Here is a 19,540-nt window from a genome sequence, read left to right as displayed (position 1 = left end):
GCTTATACATTTATAATAGCAATTGAATCTTAAATAAGCCCTGTGTTAATCTTAAATCTACCTTAAATCATCCCCTGGGTCGCTGCATTAACAACTTCTGACGGAGCTTTTGATTACCACTTATAGATGTGGAAGACTTCCTTCTGAAATGTCGTTAAATAACAAAGGAACTCCCTCAAGATAGAAACAAATTCTAAAGTGAGATAGTTCCTTTAGTTATTCTAATTTGATGATAAATTTACAGCCTTTTCCTATAGCAGTTTCAAGGCTTATTCGTCCATTATGTTTCTCGATTATAGTCTTAGTAATTGCAAGTCCGAGGCCCGTACCTCCAGTTTGGGAGTTCCTTGCGCTATCCACTCTTTTAAAGGGCTCAAATATTTCAGCGGATAGGTCCAGAGGAATTCCAATTCCATTATCCAGAATTTCTAGTACTACTTTGTTAAAAGAATTCTTTAATAAAATTTTTATTTCTGTACCTCGCTTATTATATTTTAAAGCGTTATTAAGAATGTTAATGAGGGCTCTATCCATTTGTTTCACATCAATAAGAACAACTTTTTTATCGAATGGTATCTCAAAAGAATATTTAAAACCAGCCTCTTCGATTTGAGGTATTAATGAGGCTATAAGCTCTCTTAAATATTCACAAATATCTACGCTTTTAAGATTAAGCTTAAAATCTGAGCTCCCCATTTTAGATAATTCAAATAAATCTCCTATTAAACTATTGGCTCTTGAACTATTATTTATTATAATGCCCAAAAACTTTTCTCTGTCACAGTCCGATATATCCTTGTTATTCATTAGTAAATCAGAGTATCCCATTATATTAGAGAGGGGAGTTTTTAAATCATGAGATATATCTAGTATTAGCTTTCTCCTATTATCTTGAGATTTTTCTTTTAGATTTTTCTCGCTTTCAATTTTTTCTGCCATTATGTTGAAAGCATCTTTAAGCTCCCCAAATTCGTTTGTCGATCTCAAATCAACCCTGGCAGAATAATCACCGCCTGCAATTGTTGTAACTCCACTTAATAATTTTTTTAAAGGTTTTACAAAATTATTAGAGGTTAACCGTGAGTAAATAATAAGCCCAAGGATAAAAGAAGTAATATTAATTAAACCACCTAAAATTAGAATAAATATAAAATTATCTATGGCTCTAGGAATTCCATTTTTATCGAAAAAAATGCCATTAACGAATTGAGTTTTAATAGGAATAACTATTTTTAACCAAAAATCACCGTTGTTATTATAGCGTACATTATAATAATATTCTTCTTGATGCTTGCCGCTATTAATTAAGAATTCACTAAACTCACTCTTAGTATATTGTTCTATATTCTTCGGATTTATTCCCCTTGAAAAAACAACCTTATAATTTTTGTCAATTACCTGAACCCCACCTTTATATTTTAAAACCTGAGAAAAATCTATATTCTCATAGTCATCTCTCATAATTTGAGAAGCTGATAGTTCTGGTATTTCATCATGTTTTATTAATCCCTTAAAGCTTACTGAAATGATTAAGGACACTATAATGAAGATTATTGTAGAAAAAATAAATAGTAATAAATAATTTAACAAAAGCATGTTTGCAACTTTCTTTTTTTTCATACGTTATTCCTTAGCCCTAAGTTGTTTTCCAGCTTATAACCAATTCCTCTTATAGTTTTTAAATACTGAGGATACTTTGGGTTATCTTCAATCTTGTCTCTTAAATGGCTAATATGCACCATGATTGTATTATCATCGCCATCGCAAAAGTAAGCATCTTCCCATACCGCTTCATAAAGTTGCTTTTTTGTATATACTCTTCCTACGTTTTCCATAAAAATTTGAAGTAATTTTAGCTCCTTTGCATTACATTCTAATTGTTTATTATCTTTATATACACTGTAACTATTTTTATCAAAAGTTAAATCTCCTATTTGAATAATTAACTTATCGGGTATTTTTAGCGCCATTTTGTACTTGTAGGATCTTCTTAGTTGCGCATGGACCCTTGCGATTAGTTCAATGGGATTAAAGGGTTTGACCATATAGTCATCGGCACCTAGTCCCAGTCCTAATATTTTATCTGAATCTTCACCTCTTGCAGTTAAAAAAATTACAGGGATTTCACTTGTTTCTCTTATCTTTCTCAGTAAATTGAAACCATCAAGCCCCGGCATCATTACGTCAAGAATAGCTAAATTGATTTCGTTATTCTTAAATATCTCCAAAGCTTTTAACCCGTTTTCTGCATCATATACCGTAAAGGATTCTTTTATAAGGTGTAATTCCAATAGTTGCCTTAAATCCTGATTATCCTCTGCTATTAAAATATTTAAGATGTCCACCTCCATGTCTAAAATTTACTCTTTAACGACAGTCCAGAAGGAAAGTCACCCACTTCTATAAGCGAGAGTACCTACTATAAGTAGGAGTTACTTACCCTAACAAATAGAAAACTTCAGTGGGGGTATAAATCTCCTTCTGAAGTCGTTAATATTGCAGCACCGCAGGTGATGATTTAATTATGCCCTAGGGTGTAGAAATTATCAATTAATATTATTAAAATTAATTGTCTCAATCAGAAAGTCGTTGTGCAAACAATTTTAAATTATTAGTATAACAGTTTTAAATAACAATATATATGATAAAATAATAGGTATATATAATTTAGAAAGTTAAGGGGGAAGTATAAATGGCTGATCAAAGACTTAACAAACTTGCAAAGCTACTTGTGAATTATTCTACTAAGGTTAAACCAGGTGATTTTGTATTTGTATCTTGTGATGAGGTTGCAAGACCTTGGATGGTAGAGGTAGTAAAGGAAGCTGTGAAGGCAGGTGCTCATGTGGAAACTGTATTAACTTCACAGGAGGTATCAGAAATAAAACTTAAATATAGCAGTGAAGAACAGCTTCTTCAAGAAAATCTGATTTTTAAAACTATGCTTGAAAAAGCAGATGTGTGGATTTCCGCTTGGGGAAGTAGAAATACAAAGACAAATTCAAGAATTGATGCAAATAAATTTAAAATGTATTCCCAAGGGGAAGCGAGTTGGAGAAAAATATATTCTGAGAAGATGGGCAATGGGTCGTTAAGATGGTGTGGCACACAATTTCCTACTTATGCAGATGCTCAGGAAGCTTCAATGAGCTTTAGCGATTACGAGGACTTTGTTTATGGTGCAGGATTACTTGATGCGAAAGATCCAGTAGCAGAATGGAAAAGGATAAGTTCAGAGCAAGAAAGATGGGTTAGATACCTTGATACTAAAAAAGGATTACAGTTTATTTCTGAGGGAACAGATATCAAAGTAAATATATCGGGAAGAAAGTGGATAAACTGCGATGGAAAAGAAAATTTTCCAGACGGAGAGATATTTACTTCACCTGTTGAGGACGGAGTGGATGGAGTAATTACCTTTAGCTTTCCAGGAATATATATGGGTAAAGAAATTGAAGGGATAGTTCTAGAGGTTGAAAAAGGAAAGGTGGTTAAAGGATCAGCCACGAAAGGAGAGGACCTACTTAAGGCACTTCTTGAAACTGATGAAGGAGCGCGCAGCTTTGGTGAGGTAGCTATAGGCACAAACTATGGCATTGTGGATTTTACAAGAAACATGCTTTTTGATGAAAAAATTGGCGGAACGGTGCATATGGCTATTGGAGATTCAATGCCAGAAGCCGGTGGATTAAATAGATCTACTATTCATTGGGATATGCTTTGCAATATGAGAAATGGTGGGAAAATTTATGCTGATGGTGAATTATTCTATGAAAATGGAAAGTTTATTGAAGGCATACTAGAAAAGTATGGCTTATAAGATAAAAGATAGGATTTCCTATCTTTTTTAACTTGAAAATTGTAAAAATTATTTACTTTTTTCTATTTAATTGCTCTGCAATAATTATTGATAAATACTTACCAGTATTTTTTGCTTCCGAAGTAGTATTAGTATAGGAGCCTAGTTCAATTAATACTGCATTACCACTTCTATTTTGGTTATAAAAACCAATTCCGCGATTAACAACAGTAATTTCTAGCCCTCTTAAAAGATTAGGATATAATTTATTTGATATTCCTATCATGGAATCTATCAATTTTTTCTGTTGAGCATATTTGGGGTTTTGCTGTGCGATTACAAACATAAATTGGGCAACATTTTCCCCGTCTATTTTCGTCGTTACTGTATTCTTATCGTTTACACTATCTCTATGTAAATCAATAATTAAATCAAAATTTTCATATACTTTTAAATAATTATCTAGAGTAACACCAGATTTCTTGTAGGCTTTAGGATAATATGGCTTATCATTTACCGTTTTATCATGTATAACGGCGATTCCATATTTTTTTTCTAATTTCTCCTTTATTACATCCCCTACAGCACATACATTTCTTGTTTGATCTGTACTACTGTTAGTTTTAGAGGTATCATTATCCGAGGTCCGATAAGCTTCTGAGGTATGAGTATGATATATTAGGACTCGAGGCTTTTTTCTATTTAAGGGTTGTTTCAAATCTGGACCAGGGAGATTTGAAACAACATTTGGGTCTTCAGACTTATTTACCTGATTTTCAATTAATTTAAAGGGTATAACTGTTTTTATATTTTCGCCTTCATTGTTAGTGCTATTTTCATTTTTAATTTCATTATTAACATCCTGTTTTCCAGTGTTTGGGGAATTAATTGAAGCTAATGTAAGGTTAACAACCTTAATATAAAAGTGATTTTGAAATTTTCGTTCATTGCTTGCATTAACACTTTTAGTTAAAATTAAGCCTAATAAAATAATAATGAGAAACGTGGAAACACTTAAAAACATTCTTCCACTATCATCTTTTTTAACAACTTTACGCCTCATCTTGATCCCCCCACTACATTTTTATCTTTTATTTAGATGAAGTCTTTTGAGTATTTTTTAATGCTGAAACGAGTGCATTTACACAAACTTCAATATCGCTGTCGCTGGATATATTATTTCCAAGCTCAATAACTGTTGAATTGTTAGATAAATCTTCATTGAAATAAGATATTCCAAATTGATAAAAGTACATTTCGGATTTAACTTCTTTTGAATTTTTAATATTTCCTAATAGACTGTCAACAAATTTTTTATTTGCTTTATAACGCGGGTTTCTTTTAGTAAATTGAAATACCATTTTTCTCGCATTAGATTTTTCATTTTCTAATATATTGGAGTGTATGTCTATTAAAATAGTATTTGAATATTGCTTGACATTTTTTGTTATTAAAGCACGTGCAGCTTGATATGATTTATTATAGTCTGCCGGTGGGTCACACTTTATAAAATGGCTATTAAAACCTTCTTTTACAAGTTTATTGCTCAATAAAGCACCCACATCAGATACTTTCATTCCAGAGGGATAAGCTTCATCAGCGTGACTATTGTAAATTACTATGTCAGCTGAAAATGGTACTATAGAATCAGTATTATCACTTGTTGATTTTTTTATAATAGCTGCTGAGGCTGTATTTGGTGTGTTTTTAACTGTACTTTTAGAAGTTATTACTGGTGTTTTTACTTGCAATGTTGTAGCTTTAACAATATTTTTATCAGAGATTATGTTTGAAGTGTTTATGGCAATACCGAGTCCTCCTATAATAACGAAAACGACCGTCCCAAGTAATATACCTTTGAAATTTATCTTCCTATACTTTGAAATCATAATAATCCTCCTTTTTATTTCAAAACTATTTAAAATCATTGAAGTAGTTCCTATAAGTCTATTGCTTTTGCCAGCCAGCTCCAATACTTTTATTATTGTATTTCCATATTGCAGGTTTTCTCTAGCTCCTAAATAAGAAATAACCTGACCATCGCAGGAAATTTCACAGTCTTCTCTCATTTTATGAAAAGCATAGAGCAAGAGAGGATTAAACCAGTAAATTATGGACAATAAAGTAATAGCATAATTTATAAATATATCCTTGTTTTTCAAATGGGTTAATTCATGCATTATAATATATTTAAATTCTTCATCACCAATATTGGCGGCTACACTGACTGGAATTAATATCTTTGGTTTAATCAATCCACACAAAGAAGGGCTATTTATTTTTTGCGAATATGATAATTCTACCTCAGTTCTTATATTCATAGCTTTCTTGCATTTATTTAGAATTTCTCTATGTGTGCTGTTTATATTTTTTATAGACGTTCCAACAATATCCTTTAATTTTTTATATCCTGTAACTAATATCGCTATTGATAATGAGGTGCCCAATATCCATATAAAACAAAACACTTTTTCAATATTAACTTTGTGGTTTAAAGGAATACGGTTAGCCTTACTAATTACACTTTTATTTGAAGGGTGCATCGCACTTATTGATATTGGATTGCTTAAAGTTGCATTTGTAAGTTCTTTTGAAGAATTACTTTGTGTTATTTGTGTAGATTTATTTGTAGTACCCTGTACATGAAAATTTTCATATAAATTAGAGATATTTAAAGGGGTTTGTGGCCCAAATGGAATTATTAATTTTATAATTAATATTAACCATATATAATAGTGGAAAGTAAAATTTAGTTTATTTCTAAATATTCCTTTGAAAATTAATATCATTAGTACAATTATGCTACCAATTAAAGATGAAAGTACAATCATCTCAAAAATATTTAAAAAATCCACACGCATCAACCTTCCCTTTTACTTGATTGGTTTAGTATATTTTTTAACTCATCTATATCTGTTTCAGATATTTCTTCTGATTGGGCAAAAGTTAAGAGCATAGATTTGATAGAGCCATTAAATACCCTATTAATAAAGGAGTGGCTTTCAGATTTTTTACATTCATCTTCTGATATTAAAGGGAAATATAAATATTCATAACCTAATTTAGTAAATCCAATTGCATTTTTAGTTAATAGTCTGTTTATCAGACTTTTAACTGTAGCTGGTTTCCAATCGGATTTATCCTTTAATTCTTGTATAATATTGGTTGATGAAATTTCAGAATTAATCCATATTATTTTCATTATTTCCCATTCAGCATTTGATATCTTGGGAATTTTACACATTCCATATCACCTCATTTCAATTACAACTGTAATTTGTATTATTCTATACTATATTCCTCTAAATGATAATTATTACATTTCTATTTAAATAGAACTAAGGAGTAAACCAATAAAGATTTATGATATTATAAATTATGCTTGAATGGAATTTTCTAAAAGTAATAATAAATTTAAAATGAGGAGAAATTTAAGATGAAGTTACGGAGGTACCAATCAGAAGATTGCAAAGAAATTATTGAACTGTTTTACAACACCGTTCATTCTGTAAATGCAAGAGATTATAACGAAGCACAACTTGATGTGTGGGCGCCTAAAGACATTGATATTTCTGCATGGGATCAATCTCTTTCAGAACATTATTCTGTTGTAATTGAAGAAGATAGTATGATAATTGGATTTGGTGATTTAGATGATTCTGGGTATTTTGATAGACTATTTGTTCATAAGGATTATCAAGAAATGGGTGTTGCAACTATAATAGCAGATGAATTAGAGAAATATGCACAGAAAAACGATATGAAAATTGTTATAACCTACGCGTCTATAACTGCAAAACCTTTCTTTCAAAAGCGAGGGTATAAAGTGGTAAAAGAACAAGCAGTTGAACGAAAAGGACAAATTTTAACGAATTTTGTTATGGAGAAAAAGTGTTTGTTGGAAAATCTGCAAAATAACTATGAATTTTGAGCTGATAAGCATCTGTATAATTAGGTGCTTTTTTTATGTCTATTTTCATAACAAAGGGATTTAAGATAATATGTGGAATATTCTTAATAAGATAACAAATTAAAACTTACCAATTTTTTTTGCATACTATGATTGGAATATTGGTGGTTATGGAATACTATTTCATTGGTGGGATAGATAGTAAGGGGAGTGAATGTAATGCATAAAATGAAAAAAGTTTTTGTAAGCGCTAGTATACTAGTAATTATTGCTGCTATAATTTTTAAGTTTGATATACCTAATAAGATATATGCAAAAAAATTCTTAAACATTGATATTGAGAAAGCTAAGAGCATAAAAAATAATATTCCGAAAGATATTATGGAGAGTATTGTTGAAAGCAGGGATGCAACGAGTGAAAGAAATCAAAGCATAAGGACAATTAATGACTTCAAAAAAGAGTTTCTTTATAAATATGAAAACTTAAAAAATACCCCGGATTATATAGAAGTAGATGAATCAAAAAAAGGAATTTCGGTAGATGGAGAAAAGGCTATAGAGGATATAGAATATATTTTTAAAGAATTGAAGTATGGATATGCTGGTTATAAATATTTTGGAGGAGATGAAAAGTTTCTAAAAGCAAAAGAAAATATTTTAATAGAATTTAAGAAGTTGCAGAAAAAGAATGGCAGAATTGAATGTAACGAATTAGAAAAAGTTATGTGTGAGAATTTAGATTTTATTCAAGATGGGCATTTTTCTATAGGGGGTGGCAGAACATGTAAGGAGTCTATTATGTACACTACTGAAAAATACGAAGTTATAAAAAAGGATAACTCTTATTTTTTGAAATTGAATAACGATATGAAAGGTATTGTTACTATAAATAAAGAGGAGCCTGAAAAATACATTAAGCCTTCTATAGATGAAAATGGAAATATTGTATATAGATTATGTAGATTATATAAGAGTAATGAAGATATGTTACCAATTGACCTAAAATTTAAAGATGGTAATAAGGACAATAATATAAGCATTAACTTAGAGAATACATCAAAAAATTACGTGCATAAAGGAAGTAATAATAGTTATAAATATGAAGAAGTTTATAAAATACCAGTAATTGATTTAAATTCTTTTGAACCATCTGAAAAACTTGAAAAATTTGTGGAAGATGGTAAAAAGATATCTAAGAAAGATTTAGTTATAATTGATTTAAGAGGGAATTACGGTGGGAATGAAATATATGCTTTCGATTGGATTAAAAATTTTACAAATCAAGAGTACAAATCACCGGGCTTTAGTTCAACGCTACTTACTAAAAATTCAAAAGATGCATTGCTTTACAACGGTAAAAAAATGGTGGGACCAAAGGATTATCCTAAATTTGAACAGCAACTTAATGATATGTATAAAAATAAGAAAAGTGATCTTAAATATATCGGTTGGTCAGAAGTAGGACATGATGATTCAACTCATATTAATAATGAAAAGATAATTTTTGTTTTAATGGATAAGAATACAGCTTCAGCAGGTGAAGGCTTTGTAAAGGCATTAAAAAGTTGTAGTAACACATTTTTTATAGGTACAAACACAAGTGGGATGTCAAATATAGGGAATGTGGGATATTATGTTCTACCAAATTCTAAGATCGATATTTTTTTTGGAAATACTCTTTTTGTAGATAATGATTTAGAATGGAGAGATGGATTAGGAGTTTTACCTGACTTCTGGGTTAATTCTAAAGATGAGGAATATAGATTACTTAAATTCATAAAGAATTACTCAGAAGGCAGTATCAAAAAGAATGTGCAGAAATAAGCGGAAATAAGACCAATAATATTAATATAAAACTGTCTAGATTAACTTTATAGTTGATTTAGACAGTTTTTCTCTAATCTCATCAGTAAGGTCCGAACTCGTAATTATAACATCTATATCATCTAAAGTAGCAAATTTATAGGTGCCATCAACATTAAATTTTTCTTTTTCTACAAGTAAAAATACTTCTTTACTATTAGAGACTATAATTTCTTTAACATTACCATCTTCTAATGTAACAGTACCTACGCTATTTGTAATTAAGTTTATTCCAGAACTCCCCACAAAACCTTTATTAAAGGTATATTTAGATATACTCTTAGTTGCCTCTGAACCAAAAACCCCACCAGATTTATTATTATATACTCCACCTATACATATTAGCTTAACGGTTTCATTATCATTAAAAAGGGGTGGTATTAGTGACATATTAGTTATTAAAGTTAAATTTTTAGTACTATTAGATATTAATTTAGCTAACAAAAAGTTGATACTTGAGGTATCTAAAAAAATCACATCTCCATTCTCTATAAGGGAAAAAGCTTTTTGAGATATTAACTCTTTGCTATTTAAGTTTACGTTCATTCTAGTAGTTATAGAGCTGTTTTTAGAAATCTTTCTATTTAGGATAGCTCCACCATAGGTCCTTTGAAGGGCCTCAGATTTTTCTAGTCTTTGTAGATCCTTTCTTATCATACATTCTGAAACATTAAATCGTTCACTTAGTTCTTTAACTTTTATTCTACCGGTTTCATTAAGTATACTTAAGATTTGTTCTAGTCTTTCTTCAGTAAACATTTAAGCACCTCATCAATTATTATCATTTAGTGTTGTTGCTGATTAATATTATAACATTATTATCTAAACTTACAAAATATATTGAATAAAAACTTTAAATAGTATACAATGATAACAAACAATAGAAAACAACTTAAATTAATTAACAGAAATATTTAAAAGATGTTATAATTTAGCGTGATAAGGTAATGCTTAGCGTGATATTTTATATATTAAGACATTTGAAAAAAAGCTAGCCATGTTAATGGTTAGCTTTTTTATGCATATAGTCACAATGCATAGGCAATATTATAGGATGCTCCGTAACTGTAGTTTTTGTAGCTCCTCTATACAATTTATAAATAGGAGAGCTGTTGAATTAATATATGAATATTTAAAAATTAAAACAAAAAAATCATATAACCATCTTACTGCTCCATTTACCACACCTATCTCCAAAACAGCCTACAGTTTTTTCACCATCTTTTATTTCAATTACTTCACAATTGTTACCACAACCATTGCACTCTATATTTCGAGGGGCAAAATCATTGAAAGCTACTTCAAACCCTTTGAAATTTGTTTTTCCTGTCTTCATAACTGCTTCATTTGCAAGTACTGCCGCTCCAATAGCACCCATTACATCGTAGTGCTCTGGAACATGAATCTCAGTGCCTAAGGCTTTTTCAAAAGCTACTTTAATGCCTATATTCGCTGCAACTCCACCTTGAAAAAATATTTTTGATCGAATTTGTTTTCCTTTCCCTACATTGCTTAGATAATTCCTAACCATTGCCTCACAAAGACCTCCTATTATATCGTCCTCATTATATCCAAGCTGTTGCTTATGTATCATGTCAGATTCCGCAAAAACAGCACATCTCCCAGCTATTCTTACAGGTGATTTTGACTTTAATGCATACTCTCCAAAATCTTCAATAGGTATCTCTAGCCTTTCCGCCTGCCTATCAATAAAAGAACCTGTGCCTGCTGCGCAAACCGTATTCATTGCAAAATCTGTCACTATGCCATTTTTTAATAGTATTATCTTTGAATCTTGACCTCCAATTTCTAATATAGTACTTACATCTTTATCAATTTCGAGTGCTGCCACTGCATGAGCAGTAATTTCATTTTTTACTATGTCAGCGCCTATTAAAAAAGAAGCCATATGTCTTCCGCTACCTGTAGTTCCAACTGAGCTTATTTGCTTACTATCGTATTTTTCACTTAGAATTTTAAGTCCATCTTGGATTGCTTTTATAGGTTTACCTTTTGTTCTTAAATATAATTTTTCAATAACTTTTAATGTATTATCTAATAGTACAATATTAGTACTTACAGATCCCACATCAACTCCCATATAGTACATTGTTTTTCCTCCTCTCTAACATATCTACAAATGCTTCTATTCTAGTAATATACCCTGCCTCTCCAGTCATTTCATCTACTATCAAAGTCATTATCGGAAAATCTTTATCATTTGAAATTGCAGTCAAAATTGATTTTGATACAATTTCTGGCATACATCCCATAGGAAAAATTTGAATGGCTCCATCAAAATTCTCTTTTTCAGCAAGGAGTACTTCTCCTATGCACTCTCTAGCGTGCCCACCGATATAATATGGGAGATATTCTCTAGAAGCTCTCCTTATGTCAATTGAGTTAAGCTTTAAAGGGCGAAGTGCTGTATCTTTAATCCACCAACTAGGAGTAAGCATTCGTTTAGTGGCGACCCCATAATCCATAAGTTTATCTTCTATATAAAGATTAGAAAAGGGTTCAATTATAGTATAAATTTCACCGATAATTGCAATTTTTACTGGGGACTTATGTTTATTAATAGGAATCTCGTTTATTTTATTTTTATATTCTTTTAGAATATTCACCATCTGTGATGGCGAACTTGCTTTCGAAGCATTAAGGGTACATTCTTTTAAAAGGCCCTTAAATTCTCCTTTGGTTACCTCGAATCCTGTTAAATAATGTGCTTTACTTTCAATTTTTTCTATTAGCTCAATTACATTATAGGCTACCTTTAACGCTCTAATTTTTTGAGCTTTACCTAATGGGCTATTACCCGTGATATTGGATAGGCGATTTAAGAATTCTTCTTTACCTATGTCAAAAGGGCTATCAACTACGATAAAAGTCAAATCGTGTCCTAATTTCTTTAGCGCATTCATCTGTAATTCACAGTACTCGCCAAATCTACAGGGACCACAGCTTCCAGGGATAATTATGGTATCCGCTCCAAGATCTATACTCTGTAAATAATTGCCCATCATAATTTTATAAGGTAAGCACATTTCTTCTGGAGAAAACTTTGAACCGAGCTCTAACGCCTCGTTACTACTAAATGGTGGAACTATGCATTCTATACCCAGTCCATCAAATAGTGCTTTAGCTGCAAGATATGTGTTGCCTAAATGTGGAAATGTTATCTTCATTATTATTTTTCCTTTCAATCATATCAATAAAGGCCTCAAGCCTTGTGTCTAGGCCGCCTTCACCAGTATGTTCATCAACTTTTAAAACTAAAAGAGGGAAATCTCCAATTTTTTCTTTAATAAGTTCTAGTACAACAGAGTCTATTCCACAAGCAAAGGATGATATGTATATTGCTCCATCTATTTCATTATTTTTAGCTATACTAGTTGTAAATCCATAAGAATTTGCAGCAAAAGTCCAAAAGGGCCTTTTAAAAAGAGTTTTTACTTCTGCCTTAATTTGTTCCTCCGCCATATATTCCTCTGTTATAACTCCTACACCTAGTTTGTTTAATTTTTTTACTATATTCATATTAATGAAAGTATCGTAAAGATTATATGGATGTCCTACTAAAGCAACATTTTTTTTAAAGCCTTCATCTTTAATCCCAAATTTAAAATTCCTCTGTGTTTCTAAGGCTTTGTTAAATGCAACGCTTACCTTGCTATTATCTTTCGTAATCATTCGAGCTAGTTTTTTACACCAACAATATAATTCTTTCTCATTAGTTGCATATATAGGTTCTGTCATTACCTTTGGCAAATTGGGTATGCTATACATTATCATTTCTGGAAGTCCACAAAACTTAGGGCATATAAATTCGCGTGCGCGGACCCTCATAATTCTAGGTATTATTAGTAAATCACATCTGTCCTTTATATCTAGTATGTGTCCATGAAATATCTTTATGGGCAAACAAGCCTCGTCTACACAGTATTTAACCCCTCCATTTAAAATGTTTTTGTTTGTATCAGCAGATGTAATTACTTCTGCACCTAATTCAATTAAAAACTTTTCTATAAAAGGAAAGTATTTATAATATAATAAGCCTTTAGGAATACCAACTTTCATAATTTCCTCCTTACATCCTTTTTTACTAGCACTTTTTAATTCTGAACTATTAAGCTGAAAAGTATTCGTAAAATATAAAAAAACTGGATTTAGTATCCATGATTTAGCGACATTTCAGCTTCGAGGGTGATGATTTAATATTATTTATATATGACATAAAATTCCGAAAAATGCATTGGATTTTTATCGTTGTCGTATTATGGTATAATAAAATAATACTCCAAAGGAAGTACGGGATTTAATTTTGGGGTGAAGCTTTATGTGAAATTAAGGTGCCTATACCCTAACCTGTCAACTAACCTGGGAGGAAAAAGGAGTGGAAATAATGACCAAATTTAAAAGTCTTAAATCTATTTTATTAACAACAACATTAACAATTGGTGTATCAATGCTTACATCACAAAATATATTTGCAGCTACATCAACAACTAAAACTTATACTGTTAAAAGTGGGGATTGTCTATCTTCAATAGCGATGAAGTACGGACAATCATTAAATGACTTAAGGAAAGCTAATAACAAATGGAATGATTCTATTTTTCCGGGGCAAGTTCTTAAGATTTCAGGAGGAACTAGTGCTACGGTGAAACAAACAACACAAACGAAGAGCGATTCACTTAAAACTTATACTGTTAAAAGTGGGGATTGCTTATCTTCAATAGCGAAAAAGTGTGGACAATCATTAAATGATTTAAGGAAAGATAATAACAAATGGAATGATTCCATTTTCCCAGGACAAGTTCTTAAGATTTCAGGAGGTACTAGTTCTACTGCAGCGCAAACAGCGCAAACGAAATCTACGGCAATAAAATATACAGATAGCGATTTGAACTTGCTAGCTAGATTAATAACCGCTGAAGCAGGAGGAGAAAGTTATGAGGCTCAGGTTGCTGTAGGCGCAATAGTTGTAAATAGAGTTAAGAGCAGTTATTTTCCAAATTCAATTAAGGCTGTTATTAATGAAAATACAAATGGGCGTTATCAATTCACCCCGGTATTAAATGGTAACATTAATAGACCTGCAGAGGCAAGCGGTATGAAGGCTGCAATGGAATCACTTAATGGAAATGATCCAACAAATAAAGCTTTGTTTTTTTACAGTGGAGCTACTCCCAAAGGATTGACTGAGCCACAACCAGTTTCCAGAATAATAGGTAATATGACATTTGTACAATTGATAAAAAAGTAAAGTATTACTTTAGTGAAATGCGTAAAATAAAAGTATAATACGACAATACATAATAGTAATATAATTCATTGGCACTTGTAGAAAATTTACAGGTGCTTTTCTAATGGCTAATAATGGAGCTATTAATTCTTATGGATTACACAGTTATTAAAAGTCTATAGGTAAGTAATCATTATATTTCAGAACTTAATTAAAATCCTTTTTTTAGTGGAATTAATTGTTGAGTTTTTTAATTATGCCGCATTCATACAAGTTAGATAATATTGTTTTAATGATGGCATAAATAGGGACAACAGTAAAGGCAGCCAAAGGTCCACCTACTGCAACTGCACCTATTACTAAGAAGATGTCAGTTAAAGGGTGAATTTTCATTGCGTGAGACATAATTGCAGGCACAACAACCCTTCCTTTTAAAGTTTGTACAATGATGAATACAATAATAAGTTTTACTATCATGAGAAATCCCATGCTTAAAGCAATGATAGAGGGAATAATCATGGAAATAAAAAAACCTATAAAAGGAATAAAAGCCAAAATAAAAGTTATTGAGGAGAAAAGTAGAGCATTGGGAATGCCTATTATTTTGTAGGCAATAAATATCATAATGGATAAAGAAAGAGCTACTTTTGCTTGACCTGTAACATAAGCATCCAATACCTTATTGCTCTCAGAAAGAATTTTCAGAACAAGTTTTCCATACTTTTTAGGGGTTATGCACATGATTTTATCTTTAAATTTACAACCATCTTTAAGCAAAAAAAATAATATTATTAACACAAGAAATAGAGTTGAAAATGTGTGCATTGCATACTTTACTGCAAACATAAGGGTTTGACCCAAATTATGCGTATAAGTATTAGCTATATTGGCAAATGTTTTATATATCTCAGGGGGTATATAGTTATTAATTTTATTCATTATTTGATTAACAGGGTCTTGGCTTTTCATAAAATTGGTTAGTTCTTCTATTGTTCCATTAAACTGAATTGCAATATAATTACTAAAAAAGGTTATAGCACCTGTGCCAATAGATACTCCAAGGATTAATGTTAATAGAGCTGAGGTACTTGGTTTTAAACCATTTTTCATGAAAATTGTATTTAATGGGTTCATAATATAAAACAAAAACACAGAAAATATAAAAGGAGTTAAAAATGATTTAAAAAGTATAATTATAATTTTATGAACAAAGAACATCTTACTGAAAAGAAGTATGGCCAAAAAAATTAAATTAATAATCAGCAAATTTTTTAGTATGTTATTTTTAAGCATAGTCATACACTTCCTTTAATTTACTCCATATAATATAGTTTGAGCATGTAGCTATATACTTATTCATTGCTAACAAATAGATATATCTAAACATTAACGTCTTTGTCTTTCTTCTTTTAATGTTTTGTCGCATAATAAATATTTTTGTAGATATAATAATAAAAGATAGTTTATTAAATCAAACAAAAGGGGAGATGAAATTATGAAAAACAAACCAGATGACAGGAGAGATAATGTAGATAAAATTCAGGAGAATATTGATAATTCTATTGAAAATTTTAACCTTGCTGAAGAAGCTATTGAAAAAACAGATGATGAAAAAATTATAAATTCGCTAGAGGAAAAGAATGAGAGAAGAAAAGAAGCTATTACAGGCATGAGAACAGAAATTAGAGAAGAGGCAATAGATAAAAAAAACGGATATAGATAGAGTAAGAATACAATAATCAGAAACGGTATAGCAATATTTAGCTATACCGTTTTTATGAATTTTGTATGTAAACATACTGGTATTTTATTTGCTTTCGCAGTATATATTAAGCATCTTTAATTTGATAATTATAATTATTATTATTATATTTTCATGTTATTATGGTAAGAAATTAGAAAAGATAGATAAAGCTCAATTTATACGTGTGTTTAAATAAATTTAAGGGGTATGATTTTATGAAGAATGAGATATTATTAAAAAGTGTTGATGATAATTTGGAAGAAAAACTTATAGAGATACGTCATAATTTTCATAAGCATCCAGAGTTATCTAAAGAGGAGTTTAAAACAACGCAGACTTTACGTAAGCTATTAAATGAAGCTCAAATTCGTGTACTTGATCTACCACTTGAAACAGGGTTAGTTGCAGAAATAAAAGGATTTAAGGAAGGGCCTATTATTGCAATTCGTTGCGATATTGATGCGTTGCCTATTATTGAAGAAACAGATTTAGATTATAAGTCAGAAGTTTTTGGAAAAATGCATGCTTGTGGACACGATTTTCATACAACTGTTATTTTAGGTGCAGCTTATTTATTAAAACAATAAGAATCAACATTATCTGGAACAGTACGGGTTATATTTCAACCAGCTGAAGAAATAGGGAAGGGTGCAGAAGACATTTTGGCAAGCGGAGTCCTATCAGGTGTTGATGCAATTTTTGGATTGCATAGCTCACCAGATTTAGAAGTAGGCAGTTTAGGAACAAATGTGGGAGCTTTGACTGCAGCAGTTGATCGTTTTGAAGTCGAAATTGCAGGCACTGGAACACATGCGTCATCACCGGAAAAGGGAACAGATCCGATTATTGTTGCAGCTCATATGATTACAGCATTACAAACAATTGTTAGTCGTAATGTTAGTGCATTTGATCAAGTACTCATTAGTGTTACTCACTTGGAAAGTGGTAATACATGGAACGTAATTCCCACTACAGCTTATTTTGAAGGAACTGTGAGGACGCTTAAGGCTGAAACACGTGAATTCGTCCCTAAAAAAATGCTGCAAATAGTTAAAGGAATGGCTGACTCATTTGGTGCAACTGCCGAGCTAAAATGGTATTGCGGACCGCCAGCAACAAATAACACAGCGAAGTGGACGTCTGTTGCATTAGAAGTAGCAAAAGAACAGGGATATGTTATTAAGGAACTTCCTCAAACCCTAATTGGAGAAGACTTTGCTTATTATCAAGAGCAAATAGAGGGTGCATTTGTTAGTATAGGTACAGGTGTGTCATATTCACTTCATCATCCTAAATTTACAGTAGATGATGCGGCAATTCTACCAAGTGCAAATTATTTTGCGAAACTCGGTAGGCGCGCATTGCTTATTTTAACAGAAAAATAAAGTCGATTTATGAAACAAGATTAATATGGTAATGTGCTAATAACCATATATGTGATATAATATACCTTTATACAATCAAATATTATCTGTTGAAAAGTCTTATTTTCAATTGTATTTTATAATGAATGCAAATAAATTATAGTAATGGAGAGATGAAAGTTGAAATACAAAAAAAAATTTACTCTGATTGTTTTATTTCTAGTATTTTCTATGAACTTAAATGTTTTCGCAGTTAGTAGTAATGACACTGCTAGTTTACCAACAATATATGGGAAAGCAGCCATCACTGTAGATGTTGCAACTGGCGAAATAATTTACGCGAAAAATGTTGACAAGCTAACGTACCCAGCAAGTACAACAAAGTTAATGACCGCGCTATTGCTCGCTGAGAACAGGGAAAAAACTGATGAAATAAAATATACGCAAAGTGCAAAAATCCAGCCTGCGGATTCATTAAATGTTAATTTTCATCCAATTGGACTTGATGAAACTATGTCAGGTGCTGACGTAATGGATGGACTGTCACTGTTTTCAGCGAATGATCTGGCCTGTATGATCGCAGACGACGTCTCAGGAAATGGTACAAACTTTGAGAAAACGATGAATGATAAGGCAGCCCAATTGAACATGACAGGAACTCATTTTGTAACTCCTAATGGGCTTTCGCGTCCCAATCATTATACTACGCCTTATGATATGAGTATATTGGCTAGAGCTGCATTTTTAAACCCATGGGTAAAAGAATCAATGACTAAAAAGAAAAGTACCATATCAACATCAAAAGGTACAACATTTAAAATTGAAAATAGCAACAAGCTTCTTGGCGTAGATGGTTGTATTGGTGGGAAAACAGGATATACTTCACAAGCTGGAAGATGTCTTGTAGCCTTTTATGAAAGAAATGGTAGAGAAATTATGGGGGTTGTTATGGGATCAGTTATGGATGCCAAAGACACTTATGTTTTCAATGATATGGAAAACATAATTAACTATAGCTATAATTTGCAGAAAGAAGTATTACATGCAAATAATTCTGTAATAAGAACTGAAACATTAAAATACAAACCGCTTGGATTCTTTGGTCCAGAGAAAACTATTAGTGTACCACTGGTAGCTAAAGAGGATGTTAGCTATTACAACAACGAAGCAAACAAAAAAGATTTGAAGGAAAATATAAACTTAACCAGTATGTCTGTTTCTAGTCTTAAAGGAAATAAGAGCGTTGGAACTTTGACATTAACTGAAAAAGGGAAGGTCAAAACTTACAAGCTGTATTCAACAGTTTCGAAAGGATCTTTACTAAAAAACAATATACATATATACATTATGGCTACTGGGATATTTATTTTATTTTTAATAGGAATAGCGGTTATAATAAGAATGATTAATTTAAATAAGAGAAAAAGAAGGAACAATAGATTTAAAAGGAATTTTTAAAATGAAGTGAAGAAAGGGCTGTATTGTGGATATTAAATCCATGATAGGGCCTTTTTTTACGTGGATGGCTGATGTATCTGTACTGTAAGTGCCATCAAGGCGAAGTATTCATTCTAAGAATTCAATTAATAGCAGAAAAAACAAAATCCTTATA

The 19,540-nt window shown here is 31.2% G+C and carries 16 protein-coding genes and 1 pseudogene; 7 read left to right on the top strand and 10 right to left on the bottom strand.

What is annotated here, in order from left to right; genetic code table 11:
• Positions 1-216: 216 nt before the first annotated feature.
• A complete protein-coding gene (locus ACWJJ2_RS06045; RefSeq protein ID WP_216302998.1) occupies positions 217-1,620 on the bottom strand; it encodes a sensor histidine kinase in 1,404 nt (467 codons plus the stop codon).
• Positions 1,617-2,339: a response regulator transcription factor gene (locus tag ACWJJ2_RS06040; protein ID WP_462954318.1), complete on the bottom strand. Its 723-nt coding sequence runs from the start codon at positions 2,337-2,339 to the stop codon at positions 1,617-1,619. The genes ACWJJ2_RS06045 and ACWJJ2_RS06040 overlap by 4 nt, the downstream gene beginning before the upstream one ends.
• A 353-nt stretch (positions 2,340-2,692) precedes the next feature.
• On the opposite strand from ACWJJ2_RS06040, the gene ACWJJ2_RS06035 reads away from it, so the two are divergent.
• Positions 2,693-3,820, top strand: coding sequence for an aminopeptidase (locus tag ACWJJ2_RS06035; protein WP_462953984.1), 1,128 nt, complete (start codon positions 2,693-2,695; stop codon positions 3,818-3,820).
• Between the two features lie 52 nt (positions 3,821-3,872).
• On the opposite strand, the gene ACWJJ2_RS06030 is transcribed toward ACWJJ2_RS06035, so the two are convergent.
• From ACWJJ2_RS06030 to ACWJJ2_RS06020, 3 genes are read right to left on the bottom strand one after another with little or no spacing between them, the layout of a single operon-like run.
• A complete protein-coding gene (locus ACWJJ2_RS06030) occupies positions 3,873-4,862 on the bottom strand; it encodes a stage II sporulation protein P (protein ID WP_462953983.1) in 990 nt (329 codons plus the stop codon).
• Positions 4,863-4,890: 28 nt separating this feature from the next.
• Positions 4,891-6,660: a M56 family metallopeptidase gene (locus ACWJJ2_RS06025; protein WP_462953982.1), complete on the bottom strand. Its 1,770-nt coding sequence runs from the start codon at positions 6,658-6,660 to the stop codon at positions 4,891-4,893.
• On the bottom strand, positions 6,660-7,043 hold the full coding sequence (locus ACWJJ2_RS06020) for a BlaI/MecI/CopY family transcriptional regulator (RefSeq protein ID WP_216303003.1): 384 nt from the start codon (positions 7,041-7,043) through the stop codon (positions 6,660-6,662). Before ACWJJ2_RS06020 ends, ACWJJ2_RS06025 begins: the two co-directional genes overlap by 1 nt.
• A 192-nt stretch (positions 7,044-7,235) precedes the next feature.
• Here ACWJJ2_RS06020 and ACWJJ2_RS06015 point away from each other — a divergent pair, with 192 nt between their 5' ends.
• Positions 7,236-7,730 (top strand): GNAT family N-acetyltransferase, encoded by a 495-nt coding sequence (locus ACWJJ2_RS06015; protein WP_462953981.1) that lies wholly within the window; start codon positions 7,236-7,238, stop codon positions 7,728-7,730.
• A 198-nt stretch (positions 7,731-7,928) separates the two neighbouring features.
• Complete coding sequence (locus ACWJJ2_RS06010; RefSeq protein ID WP_462953980.1) at positions 7,929-9,533, top strand: S41 family peptidase; 1,605 nt, start codon at positions 7,929-7,931, stop codon at positions 9,531-9,533.
• A gap of 36 nt (positions 9,534-9,569) precedes the next feature.
• Here the strand turns inward: ACWJJ2_RS06010 and ACWJJ2_RS06005 are convergent, their stop codons facing one another.
• The 4 genes from ACWJJ2_RS06005 to ACWJJ2_RS05990 all read right to left on the bottom strand — a co-directional run bounded on the left by ACWJJ2_RS06005 (position 9,570) and on the right by ACWJJ2_RS05990 (position 13,652).
• Entirely contained in the window at positions 9,570-10,331 is a 762-nt protein-coding gene (locus ACWJJ2_RS06005; RefSeq protein WP_462953979.1) for a DeoR/GlpR family DNA-binding transcription regulator, read from the bottom strand.
• A gap of 394 nt (positions 10,332-10,725) precedes the next feature.
• Complete coding sequence (locus tag ACWJJ2_RS06000; protein WP_216303006.1) at positions 10,726-11,682, bottom strand: acyl-CoA dehydratase activase; 957 nt, start codon at positions 11,680-11,682, stop codon at positions 10,726-10,728.
• Positions 11,663-12,760 (bottom strand): acyl-CoA dehydratase activase-related protein, encoded by a 1,098-nt coding sequence (locus ACWJJ2_RS05995; protein ID WP_220286957.1) that lies wholly within the window; start codon positions 12,758-12,760, stop codon positions 11,663-11,665. The genes ACWJJ2_RS06000 and ACWJJ2_RS05995 overlap by 20 nt, the downstream gene beginning before the upstream one ends.
• A complete protein-coding gene (locus ACWJJ2_RS05990; protein WP_220286956.1) occupies positions 12,714-13,652 on the bottom strand; it encodes an acyl-CoA dehydratase activase-related protein in 939 nt (312 codons plus the stop codon). The genes ACWJJ2_RS05995 and ACWJJ2_RS05990 overlap by 47 nt, the downstream gene beginning before the upstream one ends.
• 325 nt (positions 13,653-13,977) lie before the next feature.
• Between ACWJJ2_RS05990 and ACWJJ2_RS05985 the strand changes: the two genes are divergently transcribed.
• Positions 13,978-14,841 (top strand): cell wall hydrolase, encoded by an 864-nt coding sequence (locus ACWJJ2_RS05985; RefSeq protein ID WP_462954317.1) that lies wholly within the window; start codon positions 13,978-13,980, stop codon positions 14,839-14,841.
• Positions 14,842-15,054: 213 nt separating this feature from the next.
• On the opposite strand, the gene ACWJJ2_RS05980 is transcribed toward ACWJJ2_RS05985, so the two are convergent.
• Positions 15,055-16,038 carry an AI-2E family transporter gene (locus ACWJJ2_RS05980; protein ID WP_462954316.1) on the bottom strand — a complete coding sequence of 328 codons (984 nt, stop codon included), beginning with the start codon at positions 16,036-16,038 and terminating at the stop codon, positions 15,055-15,057.
• Positions 16,039-16,315: 277 nt separating this feature from the next.
• On the opposite strand from ACWJJ2_RS05980, the gene tlp reads away from it, so the two are divergent.
• The 3 genes and pseudogenes from tlp to ACWJJ2_RS05965 all read left to right on the top strand — a co-directional run bounded on the left by tlp (position 16,316) and on the right by ACWJJ2_RS05965 (position 19,386).
• The gene (gene tlp, locus ACWJJ2_RS05975; protein ID WP_216303011.1) at positions 16,316-16,543 is read left to right on the top strand and encodes a small acid-soluble spore protein Tlp; all 228 of its coding nucleotides are present in this window, start codon (positions 16,316-16,318) and stop codon (positions 16,541-16,543) included.
• Between the two features lie 236 nt (positions 16,544-16,779).
• A pseudogene (locus ACWJJ2_RS05970) lies at positions 16,780-17,949 on the top strand (amidohydrolase).
• Between the two features lie 210 nt (positions 17,950-18,159).
• Entirely contained in the window at positions 18,160-19,386 is a 1,227-nt protein-coding gene (locus ACWJJ2_RS05965) for a D-alanyl-D-alanine carboxypeptidase family protein (protein ID WP_462954315.1), read from the top strand.
• The last annotated feature ends 154 nt before the right edge of the window (positions 19,387-19,540 follow it).

This window comes from Clostridium sp. CM039 (genome assembly GCF_055081075.1).
Note: the sequence above shows the minus strand (reverse complement) of the source record. Positions and strands in the feature narration are given on the sequence as shown.

Bases quoted from the DNA above. Each gene is read 5' to 3' on its own strand.
- ACWJJ2_RS06035 (WP_462953984.1), top strand. From the start codon at position 2,693: ATGGCTGATCAAAGACTTAACAAACTTGCAAAGCTACTTGTGAATTAT.
- ACWJJ2_RS06005 (WP_462953979.1), bottom strand. From the start codon at position 10,331: ATGTTTACTGAAGAAAGACTAGAACAAATCTTAAGTATACTTAATGAA.
- ACWJJ2_RS05980 (WP_462954316.1), bottom strand. From the start codon at position 16,038: ATGTTCTTTGTTCATAAAATTATAATTATACTTTTTAAATCATTTTTA.
- ACWJJ2_RS06010 (WP_462953980.1), top strand. From the start codon at position 7,929: ATGCATAAAATGAAAAAAGTTTTTGTAAGCGCTAGTATACTAGTAATT.
- ACWJJ2_RS05990 (WP_220286956.1), bottom strand. From the start codon at position 13,652: ATGAAAGTTGGTATTCCTAAAGGCTTATTATATTATAAATACTTTCCT.
- ACWJJ2_RS06000 (WP_216303006.1), bottom strand. From the start codon at position 11,682: ATGTACTATATGGGAGTTGATGTGGGATCTGTAAGTACTAATATTGTA.
- ACWJJ2_RS06020 (WP_216303003.1), bottom strand. From the start codon at position 7,043: ATGTGTAAAATTCCCAAGATATCAAATGCTGAATGGGAAATAATGAAA.
- tlp (WP_216303011.1), top strand. From the start codon at position 16,316: ATGAAAAACAAACCAGATGACAGGAGAGATAATGTAGATAAAATTCAG.
- ACWJJ2_RS06030 (WP_462953983.1), bottom strand. From the start codon at position 4,862: ATGAGGCGTAAAGTTGTTAAAAAAGATGATAGTGGAAGAATGTTTTTA.
- ACWJJ2_RS05985 (WP_462954317.1), top strand. From the start codon at position 13,978: ATGACCAAATTTAAAAGTCTTAAATCTATTTTATTAACAACAACATTA.
- ACWJJ2_RS06025 (WP_462953982.1), bottom strand. From the start codon at position 6,660: ATGCGTGTGGATTTTTTAAATATTTTTGAGATGATTGTACTTTCATCT.
- ACWJJ2_RS06045 (WP_216302998.1), bottom strand. From the start codon at position 1,620: ATGAAAAAAAAGAAAGTTGCAAACATGCTTTTGTTAAATTATTTATTA.
- ACWJJ2_RS05965 (WP_462954315.1), top strand. From the start codon at position 18,160: ATGAACTTAAATGTTTTCGCAGTTAGTAGTAATGACACTGCTAGTTTA.
- ACWJJ2_RS05995 (WP_220286957.1), bottom strand. From the start codon at position 12,760: ATGAAGATAACATTTCCACATTTAGGCAACACATATCTTGCAGCTAAA.
- ACWJJ2_RS06015 (WP_462953981.1), top strand. From the start codon at position 7,236: ATGAAGTTACGGAGGTACCAATCAGAAGATTGCAAAGAAATTATTGAA.